At 39.5% G+C, this 15,624-nt stretch carries 10 protein-coding genes; 3 read left to right on the top strand and 7 right to left on the bottom strand.

All coding sequences use genetic code 11. The annotated features are described in order from the left end of the window. Nucleotides 1-65: 65 nt before the first annotated feature. Together SK086_RS00265 and SK086_RS00270 are read left to right on the top strand one after the other, a co-directional pair. Complete coding sequence (locus SK086_RS00265) at nucleotides 66-860, top strand: hypothetical protein (RefSeq protein WP_324688825.1); 795 nt, start codon at nucleotides 66-68, stop codon at nucleotides 858-860. Then, on the top strand, nucleotides 860-1,474 hold the full coding sequence (locus SK086_RS00270) for a deoxynucleoside kinase (protein ID WP_187659548.1): 615 nt from the start codon (nucleotides 860-862) through the stop codon (nucleotides 1,472-1,474). Before SK086_RS00265 ends, SK086_RS00270 begins: the two co-directional genes overlap by 1 nt. A 137-nt stretch (nucleotides 1,475-1,611) precedes the next feature. Here SK086_RS00270 and SK086_RS00275 read toward each other — a convergent pair whose 3' ends face one another. The 5 genes from SK086_RS00275 to SK086_RS00295 form a co-directional block, all read right to left on the bottom strand. Then, nucleotides 1,612-4,119, bottom strand: a complete 2,508-nt coding sequence (locus SK086_RS00275; protein ID WP_324688829.1) for a beta-mannosidase — start codon at nucleotides 4,117-4,119, stop codon at nucleotides 1,612-1,614. Beyond that, nucleotides 4,116-4,781 carry a copper homeostasis protein CutC gene (locus SK086_RS00280; protein ID WP_324688831.1) on the bottom strand — a complete coding sequence of 222 codons (666 nt, stop codon included), beginning with the start codon at nucleotides 4,779-4,781 and terminating at the stop codon, nucleotides 4,116-4,118. The genes SK086_RS00275 and SK086_RS00280 overlap by 4 nt, the downstream gene beginning before the upstream one ends. Nucleotides 4,782-4,834: 53 nt before the next feature. Continuing rightward, on the bottom strand, nucleotides 4,835-5,827 hold the full coding sequence (locus SK086_RS00285) for an isoaspartyl peptidase/L-asparaginase family protein (RefSeq protein WP_324688833.1): 993 nt from the start codon (nucleotides 5,825-5,827) through the stop codon (nucleotides 4,835-4,837). Nucleotides 5,828-5,829: 2 nt separating this feature from the next. Next, on the bottom strand, nucleotides 5,830-8,100 hold the full coding sequence (locus SK086_RS00290; RefSeq protein WP_324688835.1) for a glycoside hydrolase family 20 protein: 2,271 nt from the start codon (nucleotides 8,098-8,100) through the stop codon (nucleotides 5,830-5,832). Between the two features lie 92 nt (nucleotides 8,101-8,192). After that, nucleotides 8,193-10,760 (bottom strand): sodium-translocating pyrophosphatase, encoded by a 2,568-nt coding sequence (locus tag SK086_RS00295; protein WP_324688837.1) that lies wholly within the window; start codon nucleotides 10,758-10,760, stop codon nucleotides 8,193-8,195. A gap of 387 nt (nucleotides 10,761-11,147) precedes the next feature. On the opposite strand from SK086_RS00295, the gene SK086_RS00300 reads away from it, so the two are divergent. Beyond that, nucleotides 11,148-12,437 (top strand): glycosyltransferase family protein, encoded by a 1,290-nt coding sequence (locus SK086_RS00300; protein WP_324688839.1) that lies wholly within the window; start codon nucleotides 11,148-11,150, stop codon nucleotides 12,435-12,437. Here the strand turns inward: SK086_RS00300 and SK086_RS00305 are convergent. Together SK086_RS00305 and SK086_RS00310 are read right to left on the bottom strand one after the other, a co-directional pair. Beyond that, on the bottom strand, nucleotides 12,427-13,029 hold the full coding sequence (locus tag SK086_RS00305; RefSeq protein ID WP_324688841.1) for a DNA-3-methyladenine glycosylase family protein: 603 nt from the start codon (nucleotides 13,027-13,029) through the stop codon (nucleotides 12,427-12,429). The two genes, SK086_RS00300 and SK086_RS00305, sit on opposite strands and share 11 nt — an antisense overlap. Nucleotides 13,030-13,031: 2 nt before the next feature. Beyond that, nucleotides 13,032-15,515, bottom strand: coding sequence for a DUF5686 and carboxypeptidase-like regulatory domain-containing protein (locus SK086_RS00310; protein ID WP_324688843.1), 2,484 nt, complete (start codon nucleotides 15,513-15,515; stop codon nucleotides 13,032-13,034). Nucleotides 15,516-15,624 lie beyond the last annotated feature (109 nt).

The raw sequence follows: 15,624 nt of genomic DNA on the forward strand, positions 1-15,624 counted from the left end.
CAATGTTATGTTAAAAAATCAGTTTTATCTTGGAAAAATCAGCCTCAATAATTTATCTTAGCTAGATGAATAAGCTACTTTTTTCATTGCTCACAGTGCTCTTGTTTTCCAACGTTTTAGCCCAAAACTCACGTTTGGAAACCAAATTGCTACAAACACAAACCTTGACCGATAAAGTTTTTAAAGGCTTTGACGGTTTGGGTAATGAATATTTTGTCAAAAACAACGTGTTCATCAAGCAAAGCGAAACCGAAACATGGGAATACAAAAACGTAGCTTTGGGAAAAATTAGTGCTGTAGACATTATCAATCCGTTGAAAATTGTGTTGTTTTACGAAGACTTCAACACGGTTATTTTACTCGACAACCAACTGAATGAAATCCAAAAGCTGAATCTCTTCGATATTGACAACACTATTTTTGCGTCTAAAATCGGGATGGCTTCTCAAAATCAGTTTTGGATTTACAACGCCTTGACCCAACAAATCATGTTGTTCGATTATTTAAAAAACACGTCTAAAAACATCGGAAATCCCATCCAAGAAAACATCAAGTTCACGCAATCCGACTTCAATCATTTTTATTGGATAGACGAAGTAAACAACTGGTACAGCATTGATATATTCGGGAAAGTAACCTTATTGGCCAACATTCCGCCGTTTGAAAACCTCCAAATTATTGACGCTCAAACCTTGTTGTTTGTAAAAGACAACGTGCTTTACTGTTTGAGTACCAAAACCAAATCGGTTTTCGAAATTCAAATTGTTGAGAAATCGTTACCTAATTTTTATTTCAAAGACCAAATTTTAGCTATTTTTACCGACCAACAACTTAAGAAGTATAAAATAAAATTACCATAATGCACATAGCGGTAGCCGGAAACATAGGAGCAGGAAAAACAACGTTAACCCGATTTTTAGCCAAACATTTCAAATGGGAACCTCATTTTGAAGACGTGGTAGACAATCCGTATTTGGATGATTTCTATCATCAAATGGAGCGTTGGTCGTTCAACCTGCAAATCTATTTCTTGAATTCGCGCTTCCGTCAGGTGTTGCAAATTCGCGAAAGCGGTAAAAACATCATTCAAGATCGTACGATTTATGAAGATGCGCACATTTTCGCACCCAACTTGCATGCTATGGGTTTAATGACCAACCGCGATTTCCAAAACTATACTTCGCTTTTCGAATTGATGGAAGGTTTGGTAGGTGCGCCGGATTTGTTGATTTATTTGAGAAGTTCGATTCCGAATTTGGTTTCGCAAATCCACAAACGAGGTCGCGATTACGAAAACACCATTTCCATTGACTATTTGAGCCGATTAAACGAGCGCTACGAAGCTTGGATTACCACCTACGACAAAGGAAAACTATTAATTATTGATGTTGACAACGTAGATTTTGTAAACAATCCGGAAGATTTAGGAATGATTATCAACCGTATTGACGCTGAGATCAACGGTTTGTTTTAATATTTAGGAGCGAAAGTTTCGGGCATTTTTGCTCCCGAAGTTTCGGGACCGTTTTCCCGCTATACATTACAATCTCGTCCCAAAAGACGAGATTTTCATTTCTATCGGGGCTAAAAAGGTTTTGTCTTTTGCAAAGTTTAGTGTTTCATAACCTCAAAAAGCGATGTTACACGAATGGCTTTTACCGGTTTCGTCAACTTAATTGTCACTTTCTGTCTTGGCAAAATATCAAAATAATTATCACTGAAAAAGGTATCTTCTTCCGAAGACAAATAAACATTTTTGGCTAATACATCCGAAGTAATCTCATAAGTGAAGTCGTCAATTTTACTGATTTGAATATTCGGCTTGGTCAATTGCAAATCTTTGGGTTTGACAAAATAATATAAGCCTTTTGACGTTTTACCCGTAGCTGTTGTACAAGTCACGGAAATCAACATTTGACGAAGATTTTTAGCCCTATAATTCTCTTTAGGAGTAGCTGAAAGTACTTCATTCGAATTGGCTTCAATATCAAACTCTACTTCGTATCCGTCAATAGGATTCCCGTTAAAATCCATTACTTCTTCCACTAAAGTAATGTGATGCGGTATCGGCTCGTCGTTGATTACTCTGACTTCATAATTCACTTCATTTGCAGTAATATCAACCAGTATAGGATTAAAACTCCGCTTCGCCTCGTATTGAAATGCTTTCCATCTACCGTAATAATCTACCGAACTCCAGGAAGTCACCGGCCAACAATCGTTGAGTTGCCAAAAAAGCGTTCCCATACAATTGGGCTTTGCCCGGCGATGCGCTTCAATAGCCGTTTTCATGCCTTCGGCTTGCAGCAATTGCGACACATAAATGAAGTCTTCAAAATTGGTTGGTACTTGATAATCTCTCGCCATGTACTCGTTGATGGTTTGGTAACCCGTTGGATGCTTTTGGTGATTTTTAACCGCTTCTGAGTCAAAGTTAAGTTCGTCACTTTTGGCAAAAGCCAAAAACGTTTTCTTCTCCGGCAGGCCTTGAAAACCGTATTCGCTCATAAATCGTCCGACTTTCATTTCATACATTTCAAACGGTTCCAAACCCCACCAAACACCCCAATAATGCGCATCACCACTCAACAAGCTTTCTTTTCTGCCCCAACCAATGGATGGAGAAGACGGCCAATAGCGGTTTTCATTCTTGGGCAATAAACTGTCTAAAGTTTTTGGGATTAAGTCGTGAAACAGCTTTTGATAATCGTTCCAGATTTTAGTCGAATCGGCTTCGGAATATTTATATTGCTTCTGCCAACCCCAATTGTGCCAGCCTTCGTCATTTTCGTTATTACCACACCAAAGCGCAATACTCGGATGGTTTTGCAAACGGGTGACATTGTCGACGACTTCTTGTTTGACATTCTCTAAAAAGGCTTCATCACCGGGATACATGGCGCAAGCAAACATAAAATCCTGCCACACTAAAATGCCGTTTTTATCACAGGCTTCGTAAAAAGCGTCATCCGCATAGACTCCGCCGCCCCAAACCCGCAACATATTCATATTCGCATCGACCGCATTTTTGACGATGGATTGGTACACCGAATCGCTTACACGAGGCAAAAAACTATCGGGCGGTATGACATTAGCGCCTTTCATATACACCGGTTGGCCATTCACTTTAAAATAAAAACTTTTTCCAATATCATCCTTTTCCTGAACCAGTTCAATCGTTCGCAAACCGAGAGTCACTTTTTGGGAATCGATTACTTGCATGTCTTTGATTAAATGAATATCGAACGGATACAAATGGGCTTCGCCCAAACCATTCGGCCACCACAATTTTGGGTTTTTGATTTCGTAGAAGAATGACAAAGTATTTTGGCCTTTTTGAAGTTGGATTTCCTCCGTTTTATCGTTGATTTTTAATTGGTATTGCCCAACTTTGTTGGTGTTGATATCGACAGAAAACACCACTTTCGCCAATGTTTTATCCGTCAAATCCTGATTAGTCTTGACTTGCGATAGAATAGCATTGTCCCAAAAACGAAGCACAACTTTCTTATAAATTCCGGCTGTAACAAATCGCGGTCCCCAATCCCAACCGAAATGATATTGCGCTTTTCGGGTAAACACTTTTTCATCCCCCGGTAAAGTATACGGTAGCTTTTTGGCTTCTTCCTTTCCTTTTTTAACTGCAGAAGCAAAAGTGATTTGAAGTTTATTCTGCCCCACTTTCAGCACTCTTTTAACGTCGCCTTTCCAAGTGCGGAACATGTTGTCGGCAGAGAGGATTTTGGTGCCGTTCAGATAAACTTCGGCAAAAGTATCTAAGCCATCGAAATGTAAAATTGCATTTTGATGTTTCAGTTCTGCTTTAGAAATAGTAAAAGTTGTTTGGTACTGCCAATCTTCGTTTTCAATCCATTGCAATTGTTTTTCATTGGCACCGATAAACGGATCCGGAATGAGTTTGTTAGCCAACAAATCGGTGTGCACCGTTCCGGGAACTTTGGCCGGAAACCATTGATTGTCATTTCCTTTTCTGAAATTCCATGGTTCCTTACCTAAATTGCGCGCGCTGTTTTGCGCCAAAGTTACTGTTGAAAACCACAATAACAAAAGCAACAAACGCAGCTTATAATTTGAACCATATAAGACATTTAAGTTCATTGAAGATTTGATTTTAAAGTCTGAATTTCGATGGCGTTAGCGGTTTCACTTCCATCGGTTATAGCCGAAGAATGATAAAAAATCGCTTTAGTATTTTGCTGAATCGTTTTGATATTAGTCGAACGTAAACCACCGCCGGGCATGATGGTGATTCGGTTATCAGCTTTGGAAACTAATTCTTCCAGGCGATGCATTCCTTCACTCACATTGGTTTTTTGACCGGACGTTAAAATAGTTTTGAATCCACAAGTAATAATGTCTTCCAAAGCTTCAAAAGCATTTTCTACCTCATCAAAAGCGCGGTGAAACGTACAAGGAAAAGGTTTGGCCAACTCGACTAATACTTTATTTTGCTCATAATTAATGGTTTGGTCTTCTTTCAAAATTCCGAATACAAAACCGTCAACATTCAACTGTTTTAAAGCAACAATATCGGCTTGTATTTGCTGAAATTCTTCATCAGTATAAACGAAATTCCCGCCTCGTGGGCGAATCATAACGTACAAATCGATGCTTAAATTTTTTCGGGCTTGCTTTACGGTTCCAAAATTGGGTGTGACACCTCCTATGTCAATTCCGGCACAAAGCTCTACTCTATCGGCACCATTTTCTTGGGCGATTAGAGCTGAATCTAAGTTGAAACAGGCGATTTCTAATTTCATATTGGAACTTTGATTAGCATTTTTAGCCACAGATTACACAGATTAACACCGATTTATTTTAAGAAATAGTCTGCGTCAACTAACTTATTCCCAGAATTATCGTTTACTGCATAGTTGAATCCGCCTTGAATACAATAAGCGCCGTAGTTACCTTCTTTGTCTAAGGCGATGAACCCAACCTGAATATCTTTGAGGTTTTTGTTACGATTTTGGGTGAGTTTTACAATACGCGAAATGGCTTCTTCACAAGCTTGTTGCGGGGATTTTCCCTGTCTCATCAACTCGACTACCAAATGACAGCCCGCAATTCGGATGACTTCTTCTCCGTGACCAGTGGCTGTTGCGGCTCCGATTTCGTTATCAACATACAAACCCGCTCCTATAATGGGTGAATCACCTACTCGACCGTGCATTTTAAACGCCATGCCGCTGGTAGTACAAGCCCCGGAAAGGTTGCCATGAACATCCAAAGCAATCATCCCAATCGTATCATGATTTTCGATATTGGCAATAGGTTTGTACTGACTGGTTTTGAGCCATTCCTTCCACTCTTTTTCGGAAGCTTCTACTAAGAGATTTTCTTTTTTGAACCCTTGAGAAAGAGCAAATTGCAGTGCGCCATCGCCGACCAACATTACATGCGGTGTTTTTTCCATAACAGCGCGCGCCACAGAAATGGGATGTTTGATGTGTTCCAAAGCGGCTACCGAACCGATATTTGAAAACTCATCCATGATACAAGCATCCAGTGTCACTTTACCATCTCTGTCAGGACGTCCGCCGTAACCGACACTTCTCTCCGTTGGATCGCCTTCGGGAATTTTAACCCCAGCTTCTACGGCATCGAGAGCGCGACCGTTATTCTTTAAAATTTCCCACGCGGCACCATTGGCTTGCACGCCGAAGTTCCATGTGGAAATCACGATTGGCTTATTGATTTTACCGTTGGGTTTTACCGAATTATCTTCTTTCGAAGTAAACGATTGCAGGGCCAAGGCTACGGAACCTGCGGCAGCTGTTTTGAGAAAATTTCTGCGATTGCTCATGTTTATTCGACGGTTATTTCATCTGCAAAAAGCCACGCTTTATTTCCGGCACCGGGTTGGCCGTCGGGTATAATACCGAAGTTTTCGACTGTGACTTTTACAAATTGAATGTTTTTATGATTGCATTTAATTTCGACTTGACCATTGGATTGCTGAATTTCTTCGAAGGAAAAAGTGCCGACGGTTTCAAATTGCAGCATATCTTCCGAAACTTGGAACGTCACTTTTTTGGGAAAATAAATCCACGACGAAGGACTGCTCAACAATCCGATACTTAAGTGATTGATTTTTTGTTTACTGCCCAAATCGATAGTAGCTATTAAATCAGTTCCTGAGAAACCCAGCCAATGCTGACCGAACTTGGCTTTATCTCCTTTGATGCCGTCTACTAAGGTAAATCCACCGCCTTTGGCATAATTTCCGCTAGGTTGGTTTTGAAGTGACACCAATTGGCTCACCGCTTTATGAATATGAAATGATTGTTCGGCGATATTACTCTTGGCCACACCATTTTCGAAATAAGTCGCTTTAATGGTTTGCGATTTTGTAATTTCTAACGGTTGGTCATAGGGTTTTGATTGTGCTGTAGGCTGCGTTCCATCAATAGTATAGCGAATTCCGTTAGTGGACTGATTGGTTTTTAACAGATACAGTACACCATTTCCGCCCGGTCTCGGCATGACCTCAGTCGTAATTTCGAAAAGTGCCTTACTGTAGTTGATGCCTTTTTGATCCAGTCTTTTGAAATGTTGTATCATTCGTTTCACAAAATCGGGGTATTGTTCCGATTTGGAAGTGCCCCAAACAACTTCAGATAGCGCCATCATGCGAGGGAAAATCATGTATTCGACTTGTTCAGGCGACGTAATGTATTCCGTCCACAAATTGGCTTGTGCCCCTAAAATGTATTTGGATTCTTCCGGAGATAGTTCTTTCGGAATCGGATTAAAAGCATACACCTTTTCCACCGGAGTATAGCCGCCAATGGCTAAAGGTTCGTTTTGCGGATTGCCTTGGTAATGGTCGAAATAACAATGCGATCCGGGTGTCATGACCACGTAGTGTTTTTCTTTGGCCGCTGCGATGCCGCCTTCGGTACCACGCCAACTCATTACTGCAGCATTTGGCGCCAAACCACCTTCGAGAATTTCATCCCAACCGATGATTTTTCGGCCTTTGCTGTTGACAAACTTTTCCATTCTTTGGATGAAATAACTTTGCAGTTCGTGTTCATCTTTGAGTCCTTTGGTTTTTATCAGTCCTTGACAATGAGCGCAACTTTTCCATCGGGTTTTCGGGCATTCATCGCCACCGATATGGATGTATTGAGAAGGAAAAAGTGAGATAACTTCGGATAAAATATTTTCAAGAAACGTGAAGGTCTCCTCCTTCGGACAAAACACATCGTCTAAAACACCCCATTGTTTCTCTACTTCAAACGGACCGCCGGTACAAGAATATTGAGGATAGGCTGCCAAAGCCGCTACGGCATGACCCGGCATTTCGATTTCGGGCACCACGGTAATGTGGCGTTGTTGGGCGTAAGCCACTACTTCTTTGATTTGGTCTTGGGTGTAAAATCCGCCGTAGCGAATGGTATCGTATTTTTGCTGGTTGTAATGGCCTACCATCGAACCGTTGCGCCATGCGCCGACTTCAGTAAGTTTAGGATATTGTTTGATTTCGATACGCCAACCTTGATCATCGGTTAAATGCCAATGAAAAGTATTGAACTTATACATCGCCAAATAATCGATATACTTTTTTACAAAATCTATGGAAAAGAAATGTCGAGCGCAATCGAGGTGCATGCCGCGCCATTTGAATTTAGGATAATCATTGATTTGTAAACACGGTATTTTGATTTCACTCTTATTTTCGGAAGGAATCAGTTGTAACAGCGTTTGGATGCCGTAGAAAAAACCGGTATTATATTCGGCTTTGATAGCTATTGCATTCTCGGAAACCGATAAATTATAGGGTTCTTTAATACCACTAGCGGCAGGAGCATCCAAATCAAAACTAAAACTAATTTTAGGACCATTCGACACAGGAACGATTTTCAAATTTAATCCTGTTTGTTGTTTGATAGCAGTTTGAAGATACTGTGCTTCAAACATATTGACATCGGCCTGAATTACCGTTCTATCAGTTAACAAAAAATTTCCTTTGCCTATTTTAACTTGACTTGGCTGTGGAATTAAAGGCAAAGAACTTTGTGAAAACACTATCGTCACAAAAAGAAGTAAAAAGGCAGTTAGTTTGGATGTCATGAAAATGTAGTTTGTTGAGCTAAAAATAAACAAAAAAAGCCAATAAAAAAGCCCCGCAAATGCGGGGCTTTTTTATTTCTTATAGCTTAAGATTATTTCAAAGCGTCTACTTTGGCTTTAACTTCAGCTTCAGTTCCTTCAAATTTTTGAGTAGTTGCTGTTCCGCCTACTGTAGTAGTAACCGTTGCAGTAGCTTTCCCGTTATTGTTGGTGATTTCTACTCTTACATCTTTTGTAGTAGTTGAAGTTCCAGGTTTAGCACAACAATCAGCCTTTTTATCAGCAATAAATTTACCGTCTGCACCGTAGTGTGATAAACAAGCTTCTTTTTGGTCAGGTGTACAACCTAAAGAATCGCACATTTTAGCACACTCTTCTTTAGTCATGTCTTTGCATTTGCTCATATCACATTTGCCGATCATCCCGTCTTTACACTCTTTCTTCATCTCCATAGTGCATTCCATTTTCTTGGTTTCAGCACCGGCTTCATGACCTCCTAAGATTGGAGCAATTACCAATCCGATCAAACAAGTTAATTTGATTAAGATGTTCATTGACGGACCTGAAGTATCTTTGAATGGATCACCAACAGTATCTCCGGTTACCGCTGCTTTGTGCGCATCAGAACCTTTATAAGTCATTTCTCCGTTGATTTCAACACCCGCTTCGAAAGATTTTTTAGCGTTATCCCAAGCACCTCCGGCGTTGTTTTGGAACACTGCCCAAAGCACACCTGACACCGTTACTCCGGCCATGTAACCACCTAACATTTCAGCAATTAATTGGTTGTTATCACCGTAAACTAATTTACCCACCAAAACAATGGCAATAGGGAAACCAATAGTTAATACTCCCGGTAACATCATTTCTCTTAAAGCTGCTTTAGTAGAAATCTCAACACATTTACCATATTCAGGTTTGTTTTTCCCTTCCATGATACCCGGAATTTCTTTGAACTGACGACGTACTTCGTACACCATGTCCATAGCCGCTTTACCCACAGAGTTCATGGCTAAGGCAGAGAACACTACCGGAATCATACCTCCAACGAATAACATTGCTAATACCGGTGCTTTGAAGATGTTGATACCATCAATTCCGGTGAATGTTACGTAAGCAGCGAATAAAGCCAATGAAGTCAATGCTGCAGAAGCAATAGCGAAACCTTTACCTGTAGCGGCAGTAGTGTTACCTACTGAATCCAAGATGTCTGTACGAGTACGAACTTCTTTTGGCAATTCACTCATTTCAGCGATACCTCCTGCGTTGTCAGAAATTGGTCCGAAAGCGTCGATAGCCAACTGCATAGCGGTTGTAGCCATCATAGCAGAAGCTGCTAAAGCCACACCGTAGAAACCGGCGAAAGCATAAGAAGCCCAGATTGCACCAGCAAATAATAATACGGTTGGGAAAGTAGAAATCATCCCGGTTGCTAAACCGGCAATTACGTTAGTTCCTGCGCCTGTTGAAGATTTTTGTACAATAGCCAAAACCGGTTTTGTACCTAAACCTGTATAATATTCTGTTACCGATGAGATTACACCACCAACAACCAATCCAACGATAGTTGCATAGAATACTCTCATTGAAGAAATTTGTTGAGCCCCTTCGCCATAGAATTCCATGGTCATTACTTCAGGCAATAAATATTTTACCAAGAAGAAACAAGATACTGCTGTTAAAATGATAGAAACCCAGTTTCCAACATTCAAAGCACCTTGTACTTGTTTTTCTTTAGCGTCATCACTTGATATTTTTACTAACATCGTTCCGATGATAGAGAATAAGATTCCGAAACCGGCGATTGCCATTGGCAATAAAATTGGACCGATACCACCGAAAGCGTCTTCGATTTTACCTCCCATATCTTTGATTACGTAGTTACCTAAAACCATCGCAGCTAATACTGTAGCCACATAAGAACCGAACAAGTCGGCACCCATACCGGCAACGTCACCTACGTTATCTCCAACGTTATCAGCGATAGTAGCAGGGTTACGAGGATCATCTTCAGGAATTCCTGCTTCAACTTTACCTACTAAGTCGGCACCAACGTCAGCAGCTTTGGTATAAATACCACCACCAACACGAGCAAACAAAGCGATTGATTCCGCTCCTAAAGAGAATCCGGCTAAAGTTTCTAAAACGATTGTCATATCATCAGTAGATGTCCATGCACCATTCATGAAATAACGGAAGAAAATGATAAAGAAACCTGTCAAACCAAGTACGGCCAAACCGGCAACTCCTAATCCCATTACGGTTCCACCACCAAAAGATACTTTTAATGCTTGTGGTAAGCTAGAGCGAGCAGCTTGCGTTGTTCTTACATTTGTTTTAGTAGCGATTTTCATCCCCATATTTCCGGCTAAAGCAGAAAAAAAGGCACCGAAAATAAAAGCAACTACAATTAGAATGTGCGTTGTAGGAACTACAAAAGAAATTCCTGCCAATACAGCACTTGCGATTAATACAAATACAGCTAACAATCTGTATTCTGCTTTCAAGAAAGCCAAAGCTCCTTCGTAGATGTAATCTGAAATCTCTTTCATTTTACCATCTCCGGCATCTTGCTTCAAAACCCAAGCTCTTTTTGCTGCCATAAAAAGCAGACCAATTATCGCCATAACTATTGGCACATAAATCATCATTGATTCCATAAATATAATTTTCGTTATAAATTTTATCGGTCGCAAAAGTAACAAAACTTTAACAAATAAAAACAATATCGCTAACGAATATTAGTTCAATTGGTATACATGTTTTTTGTGGTCTAAAACTTTGTTTGACATTTCAAATTATTGCACGGTAATTTAAAAAAACTATTTTTGAAAAACATTAATGCCTTACCCACAAATAAAGTGCTCTGGATTATAGTATCCTTGACAACAAAGAACTATGATTTGTATGTCATAAAGAAATCAAAGACAAGCTCATTACCTAACTAATATTAAAAAATTGCGAGGATAAACAAACGTTTGAGGTGGCAAAAAAACAAATAGCAAAGATGGTTGATGAACCTCTTTGGAAATTAAAACTCTTTTTTAATGATAGCAATTCGTCGAAATAAATTAGTTTTTGTACTTACTATTGGATTTATCCTACTGATAAAAAGCTACTTTCTTTGGAATACTTTTCATAATGGTGATTTTAGCGAAACCAAAATATTAAAAAGCGGTGATGCCGGACACTATTTTAAAATCGCCAAAAACCTGAGTGAATTTAAGAGTTATGCCGACAACGGCACTTCAATTGCCAATGAATCCGCCACTTGGCGACCACCGGTTTGGCCATTTACCTTATCCTTGTTTTTCTACATATCAACCCATCCTCTAGCCTTATTAATCCTTAAAGTACTGTTTGAAACTTTCTTGCTGGTGACAGCCATTGTTTATTTCTACAGAAAAAACAATTACTCTTTGATTTTTTTTGGCGCTTTATTGTTGTTGCTGATTGAGCCTCAATATCTAAAATATTCCGTCACTTTTCTTTCTGAGAGTTTTACCGCCGTTTTGATTTTACTGCTTAGTATACTGTTTATGCAGCTACAAAAAAACAAAGCACCTAATGTTTTAGTACCGATAGTCGCAGCAATTACCGTAATGTGTCATCCGGTTTCAGTATTTTTTGTTGTTACTCTTTTAGGCATTTATCTATTATTTCATCTTAAAAACCACATTAAGAGAACCTTATTACATGGTTTACTCTTTAGTTTAATCGTATTGTCGTGGCCAATGCGCAACGCTCTTCTTTTTAACAAAGGGTTTTATTTTACCGCATCGCAAGGCTCCGCTTTTTCAAAGAGTTGGAATGAAAAAGTTTTGACCGACTTCACTAATGTTGACGGCGATTTGGCCGATGAAAATTTAAACCTCAAATACATTGAGGCAAAAGAATTAAAAAAACCAAATAATGGTGTTTTAGAATATAGTAAACTGTATCAAAAAGGGACATGGAACTATATTAAAAGCTTAAGCTTTTCCCAACAAGTAAAAACCGCATTACGTAAATTAAAATCTAATTTTAATCCTTTTCCGGAAAAACCCAAGACAGGTTTTTTTGAAAGTCTTTCAGTTCTGTTCAGAATAATTTATTTGTTAGTTTTTGTACAACTGTTGATTCACTTGTTGAATTGGAAGAAGATTGATTTTAACTCACAACGAGACAAAGCCTTTTTGGTAGTTTTGGCTGTGCTATTGGGTCAGACTTTAATGTCAATTTACATCTATACCGGTCTCCGATTCAACTCCGTTTATTCATTGACGTTATTATTTTGTTTCTTACTGATCAATCAACGGTGGGTGACAGACAAAATCAATCGCCTCACTAATAAATAAACTTCCTGTTTCTTTTTTGAAGGTAATGATGCCATAAAAAATAAGTGGCCATACTGCGATACGGTTTCCAGCTTTCGGCCAACGACAACATCTCGGTTTTGTCTTTACACCCAAATAATTCTTTTAGTGTATTCACTAAAGCAATATCTCCAATCGGAAATATATCGGGCGATTGCAAGCAAAACATCAAATACACATCGATAGTCCAATGTCCGATGCCTTTGACTTGGATTAACTCGGTTCTCACATCGTCGGGATGTTTTTCTGAAAGTGTTTCTAAGACCAACTCTTTATTCAGAATGGCTTCCGCTAAAGCTTTGAGGTAACTGCTTTTTTGGCGACTCACACCACAGGCTCGCAAAACCTCATCAGAAGCTAACAAAATCAATTGCGGAGTGACTTCGCCCAAAGCATTTTCGATTTTTACATAACAAGCCCTGGCAGATTCCAAGGAAACTTGTTGCTCTAAAATCAGTTTAACCAGCGTTTGAAAACCTTCAGGTCTGGTGGGCACAAGCGGATTGCCGTATTGGACATGCAGCGCTTTAAAAACTGCATCCTTCTCAACCAAAAAAGCAATGGCTTCCTGCATGATTAGAAATAAAACCCAAAGGATCCTTTGATGGTAAAATTGTTGGTATCCGGAATGTCACGATAATTGGCGCGCCAAGCGAAATCCAAACGGAATACTTTGAAAATATTTCCGATTCCCGCACTGTATTCCCAGTATGGTTTTTCCGGCGCTTGGTACACTAAGCCCGAGGCATTGATGGCTCTGTTTTCATCAGACACGGTTCCGTAAACACCTCTTACGCCAATGATTTCTCTCAGGTTTAATTTTCGGATACCCGGAATTCGAGCGAAAATTTTTCCGTTAAAATTATGTTCCCATTGCAAAGTAGCATATTCATCGGCCACAAATTCGTAGAAATTAAGGTTACTAAAAGTATTTTGTATAATGAAATAGGTTTGATTCCCCGGCACCACACTCATCAACCCCAGCGGCACCTGACCGAACGTTTTTCCTAATTCCATAGTGAAATTGGAACGCCCTAAAGGCCCGATAACAACAGGCTGTTTATAATACAATTGGATTTTTTGATAATCGAAATCGCTGTCGATTAAACCTTTAAAACCTTGACTATAGTTGATAAAGAAACGGCTGTACGGACTGTCGACTTCTCTTCTTTCTACACCGTAACCAATGGTTTTTCGCTTTGGCGTATATTCTACTTGCAAGTTCAGCTCCGATTGTTTCACTTCGCTGGCAGTAGTGGTAAAAGTGTTATCGGTAAAATAATTCAGACTAAACGTATCCGAAGCGGATTCGAGTGTACGATAAGAAAAACCTAATTGGAAGGTTAAATTCTTCACCGGTTCCATTTCTACTGCCAAAGTGCTCAAGTTGATGTTGGTCAGCTTGCCGTTGGCCGCCGTGGTAAACAATCCGGACGAAGCATAACTTCTACCCAAAACATCATTAGTCGTAGTTAAACTGGCGCCTATTTGCTCCACGTCTCTTCGGTTTCCACCGGAGATAATTACTCGGTTCTTTTTGTCGACCATCCATTTTCCGGAAACGCCGTATTTGAATTTATTGTCATCGAAACCATAAGCCGTATAAGCTTGAATACGCCATAAATCGTTCGGCCCGAAATAAGTTCTTCCACCGGCTCGCAAGCGCCAACCTTCCACATCATTGAAACCTACGGTAGAAAAAATAGGCCCGTAATCAAGTTTCCATTTCGGAATTTCGATGTAACCGCTACCTAAAATCGACACCAAACTGTACATTTGTTTGAATCGCTTCACGGTTTTTAAGGTGTCAATCATTTTGTAAATTCCAACCTCATCTTTGTTGAGTCGCTCAAAACGATTTTCTTCCCAATAGGCATCGGACTTGGCATACACGGAATTGTCTATGTAGTTGACTTCTTCTTTGTAGAATTTCTCCGGTTTCTTTTCATCGAACTTAAAATTGCGATATAAAGTGGTCCTTTTTCCGTAAACTCCTTTCGATTCTTCTTTTTTGCGAAGGGCAAAATCCGACATCATATAATCACGCGTTGGCAAGAACACCGAATCGTTCAACACTTCAAATTCTTGTTCGATGTAAATGTCTTTTACCCAGTTGATGTTGGCGCTTTTGGTCACCGCCATGTTAATGGTTTTGATAGCGAAAGTGGAATCGTTTACCCAAAAATCGCCTTTAAAAGTCAGCTCATTTTTACGACGCGGATAGAACACGATGTTGTAACACCATTTGTTGTCAATGTAAGCCGTATCGGTCAACACATAATTATACACATCAATTCCGGTGCGCGATAACGGACTGACAAAACTCTTGTCGAAGAAATTCAGATAGTTATCATAAATATCAAAATCGTTGTACAAATCTTTGATAAACATATTCACGCCATCGCCGTTGCCTAAACCTGAATTTTTGTTGGCTTTGAGAATTTCTTTGGTTTTTTTGGCTTCGTTATCGCCATAATAATCTGAAAGCGATTCGTTGATAAAGATGGGTAAATAGGTTTTACCGGTAACGCTGGATGTATCGATATTTTTAAAGACGAACTCCATGCCTTTGAATAGCTTGTTTTTCATGAAAGCACTGTCAATGGTATTCATATCAAACTCTACTTTCTCGTATTTTTCGTATTGATATTGCTTGAACATTTTCAAGCCGTTTTTGCGACGGCGTTCCCAAATCTTGCGCAAGATGTCTAACGCAGGATTGTCTTTTTTGGATGTTTTTCCGGCGTAAATCTTAACTTCTTTCAAGGCGTTACCTTCTGTTAACACAACTTTAAAGTCGTAATTTACCAACTTAGGCAACTTGACTTCTTTATCTGGAAAACCTACAAACGAAACGATAATAGCGGTGTAATTGTTAGGTGATTCGATATAAAATCTTCCGTCTTCATTCGATACCACGCCTACTTGCGAACCTTTAAACACAATATTAGCATAAGGTATTGGTTGGTTGGTATTGTCGAGAACAATTCCACTTACCTTGGTTTGAGCAGACAGACTACAAACCATCAACAAAACAACTAGTGTAAATATTTTTTTCATGGGCAAAAAAAAACTTCATCTCTTTGATCAGATGAAGTTTCAAATATAGTTATTTAGGTTACTAGATTTCAGACTTCATGGAATTTTAGAGTTTTTCTAACATTCCGCC

Source organism: Flavobacterium cheonhonense (assembly GCF_035671315.1).
Classification (GTDB): Bacteria; Bacteroidota; Bacteroidia; order Flavobacteriales; family Flavobacteriaceae; genus Flavobacterium; species Flavobacterium cheonhonense.

Bases quoted from the DNA above. Each gene is read 5' to 3' on its own strand.
- SK086_RS00265 (WP_324688825.1), top strand. From the start codon at position 66: ATGAATAAGCTACTTTTTTCATTGCTCACAGTGCTCTTGTTTTCCAAC.
- SK086_RS00270 (WP_187659548.1), top strand. From the start codon at position 860: ATGCACATAGCGGTAGCCGGAAACATAGGAGCAGGAAAAACAACGTTA.
- SK086_RS00275 (WP_324688829.1), bottom strand. From the start codon at position 4,119: ATGAACTTAAATGTCTTATATGGTTCAAATTATAAGCTGCGTTTGTTG.
- SK086_RS00280 (WP_324688831.1), bottom strand. From the start codon at position 4,781: ATGAAATTAGAAATCGCCTGTTTCAACTTAGATTCAGCTCTAATCGCC.
- SK086_RS00285 (WP_324688833.1), bottom strand. From the start codon at position 5,827: ATGAGCAATCGCAGAAATTTTCTCAAAACAGCTGCCGCAGGTTCCGTA.
- SK086_RS00290 (WP_324688835.1), bottom strand. From the start codon at position 8,100: ATGACATCCAAACTAACTGCCTTTTTACTTCTTTTTGTGACGATAGTG.
- SK086_RS00295 (WP_324688837.1), bottom strand. From the start codon at position 10,760: ATGGAATCAATGATGATTTATGTGCCAATAGTTATGGCGATAATTGGT.
- SK086_RS00300 (WP_324688839.1), top strand. From the start codon at position 11,148: ATGATAGCAATTCGTCGAAATAAATTAGTTTTTGTACTTACTATTGGA.
- SK086_RS00305 (WP_324688841.1), bottom strand. From the start codon at position 13,029: ATGCAGGAAGCCATTGCTTTTTTGGTTGAGAAGGATGCAGTTTTTAAA.
- SK086_RS00310 (WP_324688843.1), bottom strand. From the start codon at position 15,515: ATGAAAAAAATATTTACACTAGTTGTTTTGTTGATGGTTTGTAGTCTG.